We start from the raw sequence: 16149 nt of genomic DNA on the forward strand, positions 1-16149 counted from the left end.
ACGTTTTTTTATTTGAACAGAATAAGAAACAACACAACGAAGAACGAAATGGCGAATAGGATGGACAAATAGCGCATCCATTTGGACTCCCTGTCAAACCCTTGTTCCTTGAACGATTTCGCCCTGGAAGCGTTCGACAAAGTAAAAAGGGCCATCATCGTCAGAATCGCTAAATCCAATTGCCCTCTGACTACAAAAAACAACGTCACGACCCCTAACAGCACAACGCCAATGACGGTTCCTTTGCTAAACTTCATGTTAAATCCCTCCAAAAAAGGCCGGAGATTGCTCTCCAGCCTAAAATATGACTCAGTTCAATCTTTCTTTGTTTGTGGAGCCGGTTCGACTTCCTTATAATAGAACTTCCGGCCCAAATAGGTTTGGAAGATCAGCAAGATTCCACCTACCGCCCAATAAAGCGGAAGTGCAGCCATTACTGTAAAGGAAATGAACATGATCATAATCGGTGACATATAAATGAAAATTTTCATCTGCTGTTTTTGCTGTTCAGGCATCGTCCATAGCGATACGCGTGCTTGGACAAAGTAGACCGCACCTGCGACGAGCATCATGATGATATCCGGTTCGCCCAACTTGAACCAAAGGAATTGGTGCTCCTTCACTTCCGGTGGAGCGTAAAGGATTGCAAAATAAAGACCCATGATGATCGGCATCTGGATAATTAACGGCAGACAGCCCATGTTCAACGGATTGACGCCATGCTTGGAATACAAGCCCATCATTTCCTGTTGGAGCTTCACTTGCTCTTCCTTATCTTCCTTTTCTCTCGCTTCTTTCAAACGTTTCTGGATATCTTCCATTTCCGGACGGAGAGCATCCATTTTGACCTTCATCTCTTGTTGCGCCTTATAGTTTTTCAACATAAGCGGCATGAGAACTACACGGATGGCAACTGTGATAAGAATAATCGCTAGGCCATAGCTTCCGTTAAAGGAGTCTCCTAAGTAATGAAGCAGCCATTCCATCGGTTTAACAAAAATATTATAGAACGTTCCTTCTTTATTCTCGACTCCAGCGCAACCGCTTAGAAAAACGGCAGCGGTTATCAATATCGTGAAAAAACCAAGTTTCTTTTTCAATAAATTCACCTTCACTATTTCAAACTACTGAAAAGTATACATCACTTCACGGTGTAAGTACAATCAATGTTCGTGATTTCTCCCATTTATCGAAAAATGTTCAAAAAAAAACGCCTCCAGATTGGAAGCGAATTGGTTATTGGTTTTGAGGGGCTTGGCCTGGGTCTTCCTTTTTGTGGTAGAGACCATCTACGTTGGACTCCTTCGATTTATCTTCGACCTCTTGGTTGTAGTAATGGACACTCGTTTGTGCGCCTTCACTGACCATTTTATTATCCTGCAAGTCGTAAGGATCCGAATGACCGGCTTTCGTAGCATCGGAACGGTTCAATTTTTGCGATTGAATAAAGGAATCGACTTTCGTTTTCATATTATTGACCGCTACCATCGCTTTGTCGCGGTTTTCTTTTTTGCTGAAATATGCGTATGCACCTGCAGCCAATGTAGCAAGAAGTAATCCATTTCCGCTTTTACGTGCCATACTTATCATTCCTCCAGTAATTTAAAAAATCGTCTTGTACGTATAGTATACCCTCATCTTCTTTTTAAAAACTTTCCTTCACCTCTATCGAAGTGACGGTTGGATTGTTTTTCTTGTTCTTAGCATCTCATATCAACGTACGCATTTCAAACAATTCAGTCCACTACCTTGTCAAAATCGCAAATTTTTAGATAATTTAATTTTTAATATTTCATTATGATGACAAGCATAGTTTCTCAGCTGTTTTTTTGTTATCATAATAAAAAGGAATCCGGAGGTGATTCGTCATGATTAGACCGATGACTAACGAGGATATTGCCTATATACAACACATTGCCCACGTTACGTGGAATGATACATATGCAGGGATACTTCCTGAAAACATTCAGACAGCTTTTATCAACCGCTCCTATTCTGACGCCATGATGATGAAGCGGATGGAAAAGACTCATGTGCTAATCGCTGAATGTGACGAAGGAACCCCGATAGGCTTTCTGAACTTCACGAAAGAGGATGAGGACGGCGATTCGGAATTGACAGCCATGTACATCCTGCCTTCTTATCAGCAATCAGGTTATGGCAAGAAATTATTTGATACGACGCTTAGCATGCTTCGAAACGCCAAACAGCTTTTCGTTTATGTCGATAGCCGGAATACGGCTGGACGGGCGTTCTATGAAAAGCAAGGCTTTGAATTGCTGGAAGTGTTCGAGGAATATTTTGAAGGATATCCCGTCGAAACCGCCCAGTATGTCTACTACATTCACGAGCCGGTATTGGCTTAATAAGAAAGACGCCCTCCGAACTTGGAGAGCGTCTTTTTACATATTTTTATAACGGTCTCATTGTGCTGTCTTCGTGCGATTGATTTGCGTAAAGCATATCGTCTTGCAACGGTGGTTTTTTCGTGAAGCAAAGGATTGCTGCAACGTATAGTAGGATCGATGACAATGAAAGAATGCCGCCTAGGACACCCGCGATGATGAACATGATCCCCGCTAGTTTTGCATTTTTGTTTTTCCAAATGTTGACGATTCCAACGATATTGAGGACGATGCTAATGATCATTCCAATGATGATGAGCCATAAGAAGCCGCCAAAGACGTTGAATACTGTATAAAACATTTCGACGTCAGCCTGAGTCAACGTCGGATCAGCCATCATTTCCGCTTCAAATTCCGCTTTGAACATCGGATCGTTTTTCATGAGATTAAAAATGGCTAAACCTATAAATCCAAATACTGTTCCAATTGCTGTCAAGACGACTGCAATGATTGATAATACCTTTTCCGCTGTGCGATTCAAGTAAAGCACCCTTTCTAACTATGGTTTTTTCTATCATATCAAGTATACGAGAGATGAAACAATAAGTTTCGTTTTTATCCATAACTTTTTTAGGGAAGTTTTGGGAATGTCGATTGCGGGTATAGTCAGATTATTAAGGATTTACATCAAGAAGCGGAAAGGAGAGCATGAGATATGAGAGAGAAAGTAATATTCACATCAACAGACATGCTTTACACTGTCGCAGGCGCATCCGTATTAACTGGTATCGTATATTTCGTCACAATGGCATGGGGACTTTGATTCATTTTATGAATAAATAAAAGGCAATCCTTTAATTGAATGAGGATTGCCTTTTTTTGCGTTTGTTACTTCTTAAGCTTTTACATCGTCGTATTCTTTATACCGATTAAATGCGGTGACGACGTATGAGCATACCGCTTCCATCTTATATCCTTTTTCACGGGCAAATTCTGCGGCGCGGTCGAGCAATTGCTTTGCCACACCTTGCCCCCGCAAGTCTTCCGATACATACGTATGATCCATGACCATGACGTCGGCGAGAAGTGTCCATGTAATTTCGGCTAGCATTTTACCGTCCTTTTCGTGACGGAACGCGAATGCATCTCCACCAAGTTCGACGAATTCAAATTCCATTGCATCTCTCTCCTTTTACAAATATTCTATCATATCGCACGCTTGTATCACTTGAACCACGACTTGATCGATTCAAAAAGATCTGCAAAGAACTGTTTCACTTTCTCCCAGAAGCCAGGGTCGATCTCACCGAACTTCTCTTTGATGGTCGTTGCCATATCGGATAATTGCTCCGACAGCTTGCCGAAGTCGATATCTAATTGCCGGATTCGATCCATCAAGTCGATGAGCAATTGCCGATCGGCCTCATTCAGCTCGATGTTCAGCTTCTTCAATTGTTCATTTACAATTGTCTCGACTTCTTCCCTTGTGACCGGATTTTTTTCGGCGATCGCTTTTTTGATGTCCGTTAATAGCTCCGCCACTTTGTTCTCATCAATGCCGGAATCCTTCGCAAACTTCGTCGCCAAATTCAACTCGTCATTCGCGACATCTGTCCGCTCGGTATCGAGTGTTTCTCCTGAAACTTCATACGCCTTATAGATTCCGACTAATGCGGAATGGCCCGTCACCGGTTTCGGCGCCGCCACTTCTACGATCGCATCCTCGATTCCGGCAGTCAGCATAGCGGTCGCGTACATTTCGTTCGTCACTTGCGTAATATTGTCGGGTGTGACGATGTTGATAACGAGGCCTTTGCCTTCATCCTGCCTTGTAATTTTGGCGGATGAATACATTCTTGCCTGGGAATTGCCGTCTTTAATATATTTCACAAGATCATTGCCATCGACTGTTATCATGTCGACCTCATCATTTTCTTCGACTTTCAAGCTTTTCTTGACGCTTTCCTTTTCTGCATCTGTCAAGTTTGCTCCTAATACAACAATGGGTACACCGAGTTTTTCATCAATGGCCGCATCCGCTTTCAAATTCGTTGGAAGCAAGGCTCCGAACATGAGCAGCAATGCGCTTGCTGCCATTAGTAGTTTCTTCATAAACTTCCCCTCCTGTACTATGAAGTAGTACGAAGCTGTCATGAAAAAAGTTTCCGATTGTTACTCTTTCAAGGACGTCCATCCTTCACGTTGCGTCACTTTACCTTCTTTCATCAACTTGCCAAGCGCCCGTTTAAAGGCCGCTTTGCTCATGCCAAACATTTCACTTATTTCGTCTGGTGTCGACTTATCCGAAAAAGGCATTTTGCCGCCGACATCCATCAAATAGCGATAGATCGTTTCCGCATCATCACCGAGCCGCTCCTCTTTCCTCGGCAGTAAGGAACCGTTTAACGTACCGTCATCCCTTACATCAATTATTCGGATCTCCACTTCTTCTCCAAGACGCGGTTCATGCTCCCGTTCCGTATGATGGACGAAGATCCGGTAGTTTTCCGGAATGCTTAAAAAGAATGAACCTACCGGCAACAGGCGGTATGCCCGTGCTTTTAAGTTTTGATTGAACACGGTTGAAGGTGCTTCGATGATTAACTCCAGCACTCTTTCCTCCGTCGCAAGGCGTCCAAAAATATTTCCACCGAGATCGGTTCGCAACGTCATGAACAGCTCGTCGTCCGTCTTTGGCCATAAAGCTTTCACTCTCGGCAAGTCCGCTTTATTGACGAGCACTTCGAAGGAAGAACCGATGTCTACATACGCACCTTCCTTTTCATCGATCCGAATGACGCGTCCCCATCCGAACGATTCACACGTCATGTTTGGAATTTGTGCAGTCGCTGTCAATTCGCCCCGCCTGTTCATGTATAGGAAGACTTCTACGTCATCTCCCTCTTGGATCGGGGAATCGAATTCGGATGCGTTGATCATAATTTCGTGTTCGCCGCCATCCAAAATCCATCTTGATCCTTCCTTGCTCTTCACCGTCAACAGGGAGATATATCCCGGTTTATGTTCTGTCATGTCATATCTACCTCTTCCATTTAGAAGCTTTGCCGTTCCTTCAGTTTTCGTACAAATTCATCGTCATCTTTCATCGCTTCCACGAGGTCCGTAATCCGGTCCATCGCATTCCAGCTCAAGTGGTGCTCTATCCCCTCGACATCTTTATAGATATTCTTCTCTTCAACGCCAATAATACGGAGAAATTGTTCGAGAAGATCATGTCGTTTGACGAGTTTTTTTCCAAATTGCATTCCTTTGTCTGTCAGCTCAAGCCCTCGGTAGCGCTCATAGACGACATACCCTTCACGGTCGAGCCGCTGCGCCATTTTCGTGACAGATGAAGGTAATACCGATAACGCTTCAGCTACATCCGAGACGCGTGCCTCGCCTCTCGCTTCCAGCTGTAAATAAATTTGTTCGATATAATCCTCCATACTTGGTGTTGCCAAACGTTCCACCTCCAGTATGTACATTCCCTGCCTTTTCAATGATGAATCATCTTCATACGGCAGTTTACATTTTCTAACTAACGGGTAAATTCACTATACCACTTCAAAGGAGTGATTAAAAATGGGTAAAATACTATGGATCATCATCGTAGCATTAATTGCCTTCTGGCTGCTCGGTTTCGTAATGAAGATCGGAGGAGGACTTATCCATCTTCTATTAGTTATCGCAGGAATCATCTTCATCGTCCAGCTATTGACTGGAAGACGATCGGTTTAGAGAAACATAAGATTATAGGGATTTTTTCAGCCTGATTGAAAGCGCTTGTCAAGGAAGGCAACCTAAGAGCGCCACGTCCTGTGGCGACGGTTGCATGACTCGCCTCCTGCGAGCCCGTGCGAAGTGGAGCGAAGACGCGAATAGAACTTCAGTTCATGAGCGGACGAGCGACACGAGCAACAACGGATGCGAGCGCTTGCCAACAGGCTGAAAAGGGTGCCACCAATTGGCACCCTTTTTTATTTTACTTTTGCATAGATACATGTATTCCGCAACTGCTTGCCATCTGCTGAAAGGGAATCGTTTTTCAACGTCCCTTCCAACTCATATCCCGCCCGTTCCGCCACATAACGGCTTTTCACATTTACCTCATCACATCTAATTTCCACTCTGCGGGCGTTCAATTCATCGAACGCAAAGCGTGTCAATCGTTCAACCGCCTCGGTCATAAGCCCCCGTCCTTCAAATTTCGTATCGAGCCAATAGCCGATTTCAAACTTTGGCACCGACCAATCGATCCGGTGAAGTCCCGTCGAGCCGATAAACTCGCCTGTTTCCTTCAAGAACACATGAAGCCTCAAGTCTTTTCGCGTAATGAAATCCGCAACAGCTTGACGAAGATTTTCCTCTGTTGAATGAAGCTCAGGCGCCTTTTGCGCAAAAGGCATCCATTCCTTTAAGGAGGCTCGCGAATTCCGCATTGCATTCCACACGTCTAAGGCATCTTCCACTTCTGGCATGCGAATGATGAGCCGCTCCGATTCAAATTCAGTCGGCACGCTCGGAATGCGTTTTTTCGGTTTTTCTCCAAATCCCGCATCTTCCCACTGAACTGGCGTCGTCGTTCCCGCCAAAAAGTCTTCCCGCGTCATCCCGTATGTGACTGCATCATAATAGGAATTCTCCTTTGGTGAAAACCATGCATTGCGCAAATGGGCTTCTTTCACAAACCCGGCACGCTCGAACGTTTTCCGCATCGCCAAATTATCTTGGCGCGTATGGCCTTCCAGGCGGATTTTCTCTTCCGGCAACCCGAAGACGAACTCTGTTATAAGACGGAGCGCTTTCGGTCCATAGCCGAAGCCGCGAAACCGATCCGCAATCCGCAAATCGAAAAGTGGAATTTCATCTTGCAAATCATAGATTTTCACGATTCCTACAATGTCGCCTTCATCGTTTTCGACCCAAAACGTTTTCACTTCATCCGATTCATATCCGCCTTCTTCGATCGTCTTTTCAATCAATTCACGCTCCGGATGCGCATTTCCATGAAACGGCCATGTATTCGTCGTCAAAAAATGAATGAGCTGTTCTTGTTCTTCCATCGTCCATTCCCGTAATTTCATTTCCATTCCCCCAATCGGGCTGCGTACTTTATTTATGGATTCGTATCAATCGTAATGAATTCAACACGACGAGCAACGTCGCGCCCATGTCTGCGAAGATCGCAATCCATAATGTCAACCATCCCGGGATGATTAAAAGCAGCGCTACTATTTTTAAGCCTAATGCAAACATAATATTTTCTTTAATAATCTGCAACGTTTTTCGGCTTAATTTCATTGTATATGGTAATTGTCGGAGGTCATCTGCCATTAAAGCGATATCAGCCGTTTCGAGCGCTGCGTCCGCCCCTGCCCCTCCCATCGCGATTCCGATCGAAGAAGCGGCAAGTGCAGGCGCATCATTAATGCCGTCACCGACCATGGCGACACGGCCGTATTGTCCAATCAACCCTTTTACAGCCGTCAATTTGTCTTCCGGCATGAGCCCCGCACGGATATCTGTTACGCCGGCGACTTTGGCAATTGCTTCAGCGGTCCGCTCGTCATCTCCTGTCAGCATGACCGTATGGCGGATGCCGACTTCTTTTAATTGACGGATGACGTCCTTACTCTCTTCCCGTAGCGGATCGGTAACTGCAATCAGTGCTTTGAACGTTTCATTCACAACAACTGCCATGACGGATTTTCCGGCAACTTGCATTTCCTCGGCGCACTGTTTTATGTCCAGTGGGAGTACCGTCAGCTCCTCCGCCCATTTCATGCTTCCGACGTATACCATCTTTCCATCCACTTCTCCGACGGCCCCTTTACTGGTGACCGACTGGAAATTCCGAAGTTCCGCTAAGACAGCACCTTGCTTTTCGGCATAGTCGACAATCGCACGTGCGAGCGGGTGCTGTGACATCGATTCAACAGAAGCTACCGCTTGCAAAATCGCTAGCTTCTCCCCTTCAGCGGCAATGAAATCGGTCACTTCAGGATAGCCTTTCGTCAATGTACCCGTCTTGTCGAACGCGATCGCCTGGATTCGGCCCATCTCTTCCAGATGAACCCCTCCTTTAATGAGCACTCCTTGACGAGCTGCATTTCCAATTGCTGTCACAATGGCGACAGGCGTGGAAACGACGAGTGCGCACGGACAGCCGACGACGAGTACGGCGAGACCTTGGTAAATCCAAGTTTGCCAATCCCCGCCGAGTAGAGGTGGAACGATTGCAACGAGGAAAGCGACAGCGATAATGATGGGCGTATAATATTTCGCAAATCGATCGACGAATTTTTGGGATGGCGCTTTTTCAGCTTGGGCGTCCTCGACAAGGTGGATGATTTTCGCGATTGTCGTATCCCCGACGAGTTTTGTCACGGTCACTTCGAGTGCGCCTTCTTCATTCAACGTTCCTGCGAATACATCGTCATTCATTTGTTTCAATACAGGCACGGCTTCCCCCGTAATTGCCGCCTGGTTGACCGTCGACCGGCCGCTCTTGACGACGCCATCCATCGCAATCTTCTGCCCCGGCTTCACGAGTAGAATGTCGCCGACTTGTATGTCCTCCGTCGGCAGCTCGACCAAGTTGCCATGCCGGTTGACGAGAGCAGACGTAGGAGCGATGTCCATTAGCTGGCGGATTGATTGTCGAGCCTTGTTCATGGAGTAGGCTTCCAGCGCCTCACTCACTGCGAATAAAAAGACAACGACCGCTGCTTCCTGCCATTCACCGATAATTGCCGCTCCGATGATGGCAATTGTCATGAGCGTCTTCATATCAAAATCGAGTCGCACGAGATTTTTAATACCCGTGATAAACATACCTGTTCCACCGATAACGATCGCAGCAGCAAAAAGGGTTGTCGCTATAACCGGATGCGGAACGTCCCAGTAGGTGAACATCATTCCCGCGATAACGAATAGGAGGGATAAAATCGTGACAATGTTTTCCTTCCTTTTGAAAAATGGAATTTTCGGCTCCTTCTTCCTTGTTGATAACGGCACGACTTGAATGCCATCGAAAGCACCTGCCGCTTGAAGCTCCGCAATTGACGCATCACCTGTAAATGAAAGCTTTGATGCGCCAAAATTGACGGTCGCTTCCGATACGGTAGGGATGCTTCTTACATTGTTTTCGAATTTCATTGCACAATTCGCACAGGATAGATTCTCTAATCGGTATTCTGTCTTACTGGCCATCCGGTTCACCGTCCTTTTCGAGTGAATGATCGTGGGCAATTTTCACAAGGTCAACGATATGTGCATCTGCAAGCGAGTAGTAGACCATTTTCCCTTTACGCTCCGATTTTGCGAGGCTATGCTCGCGCAAATAGCGCAAGTGATGAGACGCTGTCGCATTCGACGATCCGATGACCGCCGCTACATCACAGACACACATTTCCTCCTCGAGCGTAAGTGAATAGGCAATCTTCAATCTCGTTTCGTCTGCGAGCGCCTTGAATATTTGCACCATGCCACTGACATCCGGCAGCCCCTTTTGAACTTTCTCGACGACATCCTCATGGACGGCCGTCACTTCACATGTATCTTTCACTGTCATTTCGACACCTCATTCAAATGTCCGTTTGATTGTTAAAGATAGTATATGTTTCCCCTTCACCGATTGCAAGTACAAACAAACAATTATTTGAATGATTTTTCATTTTGAAAAATAAAGGGTTATCGACTTTCATATGGAAGATACTTATGTTGATATTTATTGAAATTGGAGTGTGGAAAGATGGAAAAAGGAAAGTGGAATGCGATCACGGATGTGCCCGGTGTCTCGGTTGGACACGTGACGTTGAAGGAGGATCCAGGCCCCAATAGTGCCTGTACAGGCGTGACAGCCATTTTGCCCCATAGTGGAAATAGTTTTGAACAGAAAGTGCCGGCAGCCAGTTTCGTCTTGAACGGCTTCGGTAAATCGGCAGGACTTATTCAAGTGGAAGAGCTCGGTCTCATCGAGTCCCCGATCATGCTCACGAATACGTTCAGCGTCGGAGCGGTGCTCGAAGGGACGCTGCAACATATGCTTAAGGAGAATCCGGCAATCGGGGATTCCACGAGTTCATTGAACATCGTCGTAGGCGAATGCAATGACAGCTATTTAAATGCGATGCGGTCGATGAAAATTAGACCAGAGCACGCAATCGAAGCGATCCGTAAGGCAAGCAGCGGTCCGATTGAACAAGGGGATGTCGGAGCGGGGAAAGGGATGATCTGCTTCGGTCATAAAGGAGGAATCGGCTCCTCTTCAAGGGTCGTCTCGCATGAGGGGAATTCGTTTACCGTCGGCGTCCTCACATTGACGAATTTCGGCAAACCGGAAGAGTGCTTAATTGATGAATGGCTCGTGCGGAATGATGTACAAATGGAAACGGTAAGTGGTGAGTTACTGTCGTCAGAAGAAATGAAAAGCGAAAAACCGGATGGCTCGATCATGATCATCGTTGCAACAGATGCGCCAGTCGACAGCCGCCAATTGAAGCGATTCGCCAAACGGGCCTCGATCGGCCTTGGCCGAACGGGCTCTCATATCCATAACGGAAGCGGCGACATTATCATCGCCTTCTCGAATGCCTATACCATTCCGCATTCGAGTGAAGGGAGTTCAATGGTGAGCTATACGCTTTTGCGAGACGACGCGAAAGTGATGAACGACCTTTTCCAGGCGGTCATCGAAGCGACGGAAGAAGCGGTGTACCAATCATTACTGCATGCCCAAACGACAACGGGAAGACATGGGAGAACAGTAGAACGATGGCCGTTTGTTGAGGGATGAGCTTGGATTTGTGAGGATTTGCTTTGAGCGCTAGCGGGCTTGCTTCGGGCGTGCGGGGGCTTACTTCGGGCGCAGGGCGGCTCGCTTCGGGCGCGGGGCGGCTTACTTCGGGCGCGGAGGGGTTTCCCTCGGGCGCGCGGCGACTCGCTTCGGGCGCGGAAGGCTTCCCTTCGAGCGCGCGGCGGCTTACTTCGGGCGAGGGTGGCTTTCCTTCGGGCGCGCGGTGGCTCACTTCGGGCGAGGGTGGCTTTCCTTCGGGCGCGCGACGGCTCACTTCAGGCGCGCGACGGCTCACTTCGGGCGAGGGTGGCTTTCCTTCGGGCGCATATCGAAATTTATGATCACTTACACGGATTTATGAGCACTTATACGGTTTTATGATCACTTACCGCGATTTATGAGCACTTTCACGGGTTTATGAGCACTTACCGCGATTTATGAGCACTTTCACGGGTTTATGAGCACTTACCGCGATTTATGAGCACTCATACAGTTTTATGAGCGCTTGCACCGGTTCGCGACAAATAAAAAAGGCACGCATGAAGTTTCCTTTCATGCGTGCCGTATTCTATATAATTATTGAGCTGGGTTTGCTTGTAGGTCGATGGAAATTTTGATTTCGTCGCCTACGAGGACGCCGCCTGCTTCTAGTGCTTGGTTCCACGTAAGACCGAAATCTTTACGGGAGATCTTGCCTTCGACTTCGAATGCAGCGACTTGAACGCCCCATGGGTTTGTGCCAATTCCTTCGAATTCTGCTTCAAACGTCACTTGCTTTGTGACGTCCTTAATTGTCAAATCACCAGTCACTTCATACTCATCTTCGTCTGTTTTTACGATATTCGTAGAGACAAATGTTAAATGAGGGAACTTTTCAGTTTCGAAGAAGTCCGCTGAACGCAAGTGGTTGTCGCGGTCTGCTGCGTTTGTGTTGATTGTATTTGCATCGATTGTGAAATTGATTTTTGCATCTGTTAAATCTTCAGGATTCCCCTCAATCGTTCCTTCTACCCCTGCGAAACTACCTTTCACTTTTGAAACCATCATATGTTTCACCGAAAATCCTACACTCGTATGCGCCGCGTCAACATTCCATGTTGCCATTTTACCCATCCACCCTTTCATTTTCATCCATTTTTATTCTACGTTATTCCTTATACCCTGATGCATGAAAGATAATCCTTTTTAACAAAAATCTTCATTCCAAGGTATATCCATATGATATACTTAATTTATCTCGAAGTAAAGATAATAATCTTGAAATAAAATTGTTTGTTCAAAATACTCAGGAGATCTCATTAAATAGGAGCGTTCCCAATCATTTCGCTATTAATTTCAACGTAGAGCCCTTTTTCACTTCACCGCTTAGGATGGTTTCGTGGTAGATGCCGTTCGACCAATCTTCGGATTGATCGTGGAACCATTTTGATTTCATATGTCCGCTTTGACCAGGCCCGACGATGTGATGTGCCGCCGACAAGTCGGATAGATCTGCGACGAAGCGCCATGATGCGCCGTGATACACCGTTCCATCATCTCTGAATGCGGCTGCCTGCACAGTGACGTGCGAGCCGCCGATTGCCTGTTTTTCAGGGTTTAGGAAATAGGCGAGAATCGGCGATGCCGCCGCTAATGAATGCGGGAAGGCCAACTGGTGGAAATCTCCCCACTTCCATTTTGCCGAATCGTTCCCGAACTGCTCTTCAATTTCCGCAATGGACGTCTTGAATGCATCATAGACCCATTTGTCGACGCCTCCATAATTGAACACCCACACGCCCGGCTTACCGCTATATGCATCCCTCAGCATTTGGTCAACAATCTGCCCTTTGCCTGGCATCAGTTTGTACACATCTTCATGCATTTCATTACTGAACATCGTCTTCGGCAATTGTCTCATTAACTTATGGAATACGAGCGGCGCTCCCGAGTCAGTGGAGTCAACCTGATCCCATCCCTCAAGCATACTGATAATCCCGGCATACTCTCCTTCGCTATCCGCAGTCTTCAAGGAACCAATCAGATCTTGTAAAAATTCCCGGGCATATAAATTCTCCTGATCCATCTGCAAGTCCATCATATCTTCCGCTGTGAAGTTATCACCGCCCTGCAGCACTTCTGCAATTCGCATATACCGATACGGCTGAGCCCAGAATTTCGTAATGTGATACGGATACGAATCATCGATGACCTCATTATTTGCAGTTGCGATGAACCCTTCGGAAGGGTTAACGATTTTAGGCAGTTCGTCGTAAGGGACATATCCGCTCCAGCCGTATTCGGATGAATCACCCGGTACTGGTAGCTGGGCGTCCCCTTGTTTGCGGATCGGAATTCTACCGTTCGCTTTATAGGCGATTGTCCCGTCCACAGCAGCAAACACGAAGTTCTGCGCTGGCGCATGAAAATCTTCCAATGCTGATTCGAAAGTCTCCCAATCCTCTGCTTTATTCATTCTCATGATCGCTTCAAGCTCTTTCGTCGGCTCGAGTGCTGTCCATTGCATGGAGAATAACGCACCCGGATCCTCGGAATTATAAATTATGTCCGACATGATTGGCCCGTGCCTTGTGACGATCACTTCGAACGGAATATCTTCCTCACCTTTTACCGAAATCGTCTCGTCCCGCACTTCAGCCTGCTCCCACTTTCCGTCATAGCGGAATTGGGTCGGGTCCTCGGGATTCGGAATTTCGATATACAGATCCTGCACATCCGGCCCGACATTCGTGACTCCCCATGCAATTTTCTCGTTATGACCGAGGATGATGCCTGGAACGCCTGCGAAAATAACGCCTCCAACATTTTGCTCAGGAGATTGTAAATGCATTTGATACCAAATCGAAGGCGTATTCAGTCCCAGATGAGGGTCATTCGCGAGCAGTGGCTTTCCGGAAGCCGTCTTATCTCCGGAAACGACCCAGTTATTGCTTCCATTGAATTCGTGCGGCACCAAATCCGGATTGAAGCGGCCCACCACTTCAACTGGCGTCTTCAAATTCGCTTCGATGATTGAAGGGGCATTATCCGGATAGCTGACGAATAATTCACGTGCCTGCTCCTCCGGGAAATTGTTCAGCGCCCAATGCCTGACAGCAAGGCTGTGCCAGTTGCCCCCTAAGTCGTAGGCCATATACTTCCCGATTGTAAGCGAGTCAATCGGCGTCCACGCTTCAGGCTCGTAGCCAAGGAGCTTGAACTCGTAAGGCAATTTCCCCTCATCCTTCGCCTGCTCCATGAACGCATTGACGCCTTCCGCAAACCAGCCAAGCACTTTCTTGGCGTCGTCGCCGTATCCGTCATAGGAGGCTTCCGCCGCATTGCGCAAACTGAATGTCCGGAATGTTTTATCCGTATCAACAGCAACGGCACCGACCACTTCAGCCAACCGGCCGCTCGCCTGTCTTCTTGCCAGATCCATTTGAAATAAGCGATCCTGCGCCTGCACAAACCCTTGCGCCCGATACAAATCGGCATCGGAACTAGCGGTAATGTGCGGCACGCCGTTCGCATCCCGCGTGATTTCCACGTCTTCATCCAAGAAGTCCACGCTAAGCTCCCCTTCGATAAGCGGCTTCGATTTACCTATGTATATATTGATGACAATGAGCCCGACAACGAGTATTGCGAGCAATCCACCAAAGCCGGATAATAATATCTTTGGCCACTTTCCCATTTTCCTTTTCTTCAAAGTGAATCCCTCCCTGCAATACAATTCGATGAATAGCCATTTACCTCCTTTATTTCCAATATGATTTATCAAACATTGGAAACCCGGTTATCTTTTCTTGTCAAAACACCCGATAGCTAGCATAATTATAAAAGTGAAGCCTTCTTTTTGGTTGAGGAAAGAGAATGGTTTTCATCGCATCAGATTTGAAGGGACTGGATGTTGATGTCGAAGCATCAGTGGTTTAAGGACTTAAGCGGAATTATAAAAGAAGGTATTCTACGGATAGATGAACCATTACACAAATATACGATGACAAAACTTGGAGGAGCTGCGGATCTGCTCGTCATCCCTGGAACAATCGAGGAAACTGAAGAAACAGTACGGTATGCGTATGAACATGAAATTCCGCTACTTTTATTAGGAAACGGGTCAAATATGGTCGTAAGGGATGGAGGGGTTCGTGGAATCGTTCTCCATCTGTCAAAATTGGATACAATCCGAGTGGACGGCACAAAGGTTCATGCGGAAGCAGGCGCACTGATTATTGACGTTTCTAGACGGGCAGCAGCTGAATCATTGACAGGGCTTGAATTTGCCTGCGGAATCCCTGGCTCGATCGGCGGAGCGATGGCTATGAATGCGGGAGCCTACGGCGGGGAAGTTAAAGATGTGATCGTCCAGTGTACCGTGCTGACGAAATCGGGTGAGCGGCTCGTTTTATCGAAGGATGAATTGGATCTGGGCTACCGGAAAAGCATTATCGCGTCCGAAGGTTATTATGTATTGTCCGCCGATTTCGAACTGACCGAAGGAGAAAAGGAAGCGATCGACGCGAAAGTGGCAGATTTGACGTTCCAACGCGAATCGAAGCAGCCTTTGGAATATCCTTCTGCAGGTAGTGTATTCAAAAGGCCGCCTGGATATTTCGCAGGGAAATTGATCCAAGATTGTGGCCTGCAAGGGAAAGGCCATGGCGGTGCGGAAGTATCGACAAAGCATGCAGGATTTATCATTAATAAAAACGGAGCAACCGCATCCGATTATATTGAAACGATCAATATGGTAAAAGCTGAAGTGAAGAAGAAATTCGATGTCGACTTGGAGTTAGAAGTGAAGATTGTCGGTGAGGAATAATACACAAAAGCGAAGGACGCCTGCATAGAGGCGACAGGCAAAGCCGTCACGTAGAACGGCTTTTGCGAGCAAAAGTGAAGCGTTGCGAGCACATCTTTGTATTAGCCGTCACGTAGAACGGCTTTTGCGAGCAAAAGCGAAGCGTTGCGAGCACATCTTTGTATTAGCCGTCACGTAGAACGGCTTTTGCGAGCAAA

18 protein-coding genes are annotated in these 16149 nt (G+C 46.8%); 5 read left to right on the forward strand and 13 right to left on the reverse strand.

Features of this window, described 5'->3' with window-relative positions:
- Positions 1-8: 8 nt before the first annotated feature.
- The 3 genes from MHZ92_RS19960 to MHZ92_RS19970 form a co-directional block, all read right to left on the reverse strand.
- Positions 9-257 carry a hypothetical protein gene (locus MHZ92_RS19960; RefSeq protein ID WP_239433467.1) on the reverse strand — a complete coding sequence of 83 codons (249 nt, stop codon included), beginning with the start codon at positions 255-257 and terminating at the stop codon, positions 9-11.
- 57 nt (positions 258-314) lie between these two features.
- Entirely contained in the window at positions 315-1100 is a 786-nt protein-coding gene (gene yidC, locus MHZ92_RS19965) for a membrane protein insertase YidC (protein WP_239433468.1), read from the reverse strand.
- 136 nt (positions 1101-1236) lie between these two features.
- Positions 1237-1581 carry a hypothetical protein gene (locus MHZ92_RS19970; protein WP_239433469.1) on the reverse strand — a complete coding sequence of 115 codons (345 nt, stop codon included), beginning with the start codon at positions 1579-1581 and terminating at the stop codon, positions 1237-1239.
- A gap of 299 nt (positions 1582-1880) precedes the next feature.
- Here MHZ92_RS19970 and MHZ92_RS19975 point away from each other — a divergent pair, with 299 nt between their 5' ends.
- Positions 1881-2366 (forward strand): GNAT family N-acetyltransferase, encoded by a 486-nt coding sequence (locus MHZ92_RS19975; RefSeq protein WP_239433470.1) that lies wholly within the window; start codon positions 1881-1883, stop codon positions 2364-2366.
- A 46-nt stretch (positions 2367-2412) separates the two neighbouring features.
- Here MHZ92_RS19975 and MHZ92_RS19980 read toward each other — a convergent pair whose 3' ends face one another.
- The 5 genes from MHZ92_RS19980 to mntR all read right to left on the reverse strand — a co-directional run bounded on the left by MHZ92_RS19980 (position 2413) and on the right by mntR (position 5809).
- Positions 2413-2886, reverse strand: a complete 474-nt coding sequence (locus MHZ92_RS19980; protein ID WP_239433471.1) for a DUF4064 domain-containing protein — start codon at positions 2884-2886, stop codon at positions 2413-2415.
- A gap of 354 nt (positions 2887-3240) precedes the next feature.
- A complete protein-coding gene (locus tag MHZ92_RS19985; protein WP_239433472.1) occupies positions 3241-3522 on the reverse strand; it encodes a GNAT family N-acetyltransferase in 282 nt (93 codons plus the stop codon).
- Positions 3523-3569: 47 nt separating this feature from the next.
- Entirely contained in the window at positions 3570-4457 is an 888-nt protein-coding gene (locus MHZ92_RS19990) for a DUF1002 domain-containing protein (RefSeq protein ID WP_239433473.1), read from the reverse strand.
- A gap of 60 nt (positions 4458-4517) precedes the next feature.
- Positions 4518-5378, reverse strand: a complete 861-nt coding sequence (locus MHZ92_RS19995; RefSeq protein ID WP_239433474.1) for a CvfB family protein — start codon at positions 5376-5378, stop codon at positions 4518-4520.
- A 20-nt stretch (positions 5379-5398) separates the two neighbouring features.
- Positions 5399-5809, reverse strand: a complete 411-nt coding sequence (gene mntR / locus MHZ92_RS20000; RefSeq protein ID WP_239433475.1) for a transcriptional regulator MntR — start codon at positions 5807-5809, stop codon at positions 5399-5401.
- 121 nt (positions 5810-5930) lie between these two features.
- Here mntR and MHZ92_RS20005 point away from each other — a divergent pair, with 121 nt between their 5' ends.
- On the forward strand, positions 5931-6086 hold the full coding sequence (locus MHZ92_RS20005; protein ID WP_239433476.1) for a lmo0937 family membrane protein: 156 nt from the start codon (positions 5931-5933) through the stop codon (positions 6084-6086).
- 239 nt (positions 6087-6325) lie between these two features.
- Here the strand turns inward: MHZ92_RS20005 and MHZ92_RS20010 are convergent, their stop codons facing one another.
- Genes MHZ92_RS20010 through MHZ92_RS20020 form a run of 3 tightly spaced genes read right to left on the reverse strand, consistent with a single transcriptional unit; the run spans position 6326 to position 9921 of the window.
- Entirely contained in the window at positions 6326-7432 is a 1107-nt protein-coding gene (locus MHZ92_RS20010) for a GNAT family N-acetyltransferase (RefSeq protein WP_239433477.1), read from the reverse strand.
- 28 nt (positions 7433-7460) lie between these two features.
- On the reverse strand, positions 7461-9560 hold the full coding sequence (locus tag MHZ92_RS20015) for a heavy metal translocating P-type ATPase (protein WP_239433478.1): 2100 nt from the start codon (positions 9558-9560) through the stop codon (positions 7461-7463).
- Positions 9550-9921 (reverse strand): ArsR/SmtB family transcription factor, encoded by a 372-nt coding sequence (locus MHZ92_RS20020; RefSeq protein WP_239433479.1) that lies wholly within the window; start codon positions 9919-9921, stop codon positions 9550-9552. The genes MHZ92_RS20015 and MHZ92_RS20020 overlap by 11 nt, the downstream gene beginning before the upstream one ends.
- Before the next feature lie 180 nt (positions 9922-10101).
- Here MHZ92_RS20020 and MHZ92_RS20025 point away from each other — a divergent pair, with 180 nt between their 5' ends.
- Both MHZ92_RS20025 and MHZ92_RS21675 read left to right on the forward strand, forming a co-directional pair.
- Positions 10102-11145 carry a P1 family peptidase gene (locus MHZ92_RS20025; protein ID WP_239433480.1) on the forward strand — a complete coding sequence of 348 codons (1044 nt, stop codon included), beginning with the start codon at positions 10102-10104 and terminating at the stop codon, positions 11143-11145.
- Positions 11146-11195: 50 nt separating this feature from the next.
- Complete coding sequence (locus tag MHZ92_RS21675) at positions 11196-11486, forward strand: hypothetical protein (RefSeq protein WP_370644793.1); 291 nt, start codon at positions 11196-11198, stop codon at positions 11484-11486.
- A gap of 235 nt (positions 11487-11721) precedes the next feature.
- Here MHZ92_RS21675 and MHZ92_RS20030 read toward each other — a convergent pair whose 3' ends face one another.
- Entirely contained in the window at positions 11722-12249 is a 528-nt protein-coding gene (locus tag MHZ92_RS20030; RefSeq protein ID WP_239433481.1) for a YceI family protein, read from the reverse strand.
- Positions 12250-12463: 214 nt separating this feature from the next.
- A complete protein-coding gene (locus tag MHZ92_RS20035; protein WP_239433486.1) occupies positions 12464-14821 on the reverse strand; it encodes a penicillin acylase family protein in 2358 nt (785 codons plus the stop codon).
- Between the two features lie 219 nt (positions 14822-15040).
- Between MHZ92_RS20035 and murB the strand changes: the two genes are divergently transcribed.
- Positions 15041-15952, forward strand: a complete 912-nt coding sequence (murB, locus tag MHZ92_RS20040; protein ID WP_239433482.1) for a UDP-N-acetylmuramate dehydrogenase — start codon at positions 15041-15043, stop codon at positions 15950-15952.
- Positions 15953-16149: the final 197 nt, after the last annotated feature.

This window comes from Sporosarcina sp. ACRSL (genome assembly GCF_022346605.1).
Classification (GTDB): Bacteria; Bacillota; Bacilli; order Bacillales_A; family Planococcaceae; genus Sporosarcina.

Bases quoted from the DNA above. Each gene is read 5' to 3' on its own strand.
- MHZ92_RS19960 (WP_239433467.1), bottom strand. From the start codon at position 257: ATGAAGTTTAGCAAAGGAACCGTCATTGGCGTTGTGCTGTTAGGGGTC.
- MHZ92_RS19970 (WP_239433469.1), bottom strand. From the start codon at position 1,581: ATGGCACGTAAAAGCGGAAATGGATTACTTCTTGCTACATTGGCTGCA.
- MHZ92_RS19975 (WP_239433470.1), top strand. From the start codon at position 1,881: ATGACTAACGAGGATATTGCCTATATACAACACATTGCCCACGTTACG.
- MHZ92_RS19985 (WP_239433472.1), bottom strand. From the start codon at position 3,522: ATGGAATTTGAATTCGTCGAACTTGGTGGAGATGCATTCGCGTTCCGT.
- MHZ92_RS19990 (WP_239433473.1), bottom strand. From the start codon at position 4,457: ATGAAGAAACTACTAATGGCAGCAAGCGCATTGCTGCTCATGTTCGGA.
- MHZ92_RS19995 (WP_239433474.1), bottom strand. From the start codon at position 5,378: ATGACAGAACATAAACCGGGATATATCTCCCTGTTGACGGTGAAGAGC.
- MHZ92_RS20005 (WP_239433476.1), top strand. From the start codon at position 5,931: ATGGGTAAAATACTATGGATCATCATCGTAGCATTAATTGCCTTCTGG.
- MHZ92_RS20010 (WP_239433477.1), bottom strand. From the start codon at position 7,432: ATGAAATTACGGGAATGGACGATGGAAGAACAAGAACAGCTCATTCAT.
- MHZ92_RS20015 (WP_239433478.1), bottom strand. From the start codon at position 9,560: ATGGCCAGTAAGACAGAATACCGATTAGAGAATCTATCCTGTGCGAAT.
- MHZ92_RS20020 (WP_239433479.1), bottom strand. From the start codon at position 9,921: ATGACAGTGAAAGATACATGTGAAGTGACGGCCGTCCATGAGGATGTC.
- MHZ92_RS20025 (WP_239433480.1), top strand. From the start codon at position 10,102: ATGGAAAAAGGAAAGTGGAATGCGATCACGGATGTGCCCGGTGTCTCG.
- MHZ92_RS20030 (WP_239433481.1), bottom strand. From the start codon at position 12,249: ATGGCAACATGGAATGTTGACGCGGCGCATACGAGTGTAGGATTTTCG.
- MHZ92_RS20035 (WP_239433486.1), bottom strand. From the start codon at position 14,821: ATGGGAAAGTGGCCAAAGATATTATTATCCGGCTTTGGTGGATTGCTC.
- murB (WP_239433482.1), top strand. From the start codon at position 15,041: ATGTCGAAGCATCAGTGGTTTAAGGACTTAAGCGGAATTATAAAAGAA.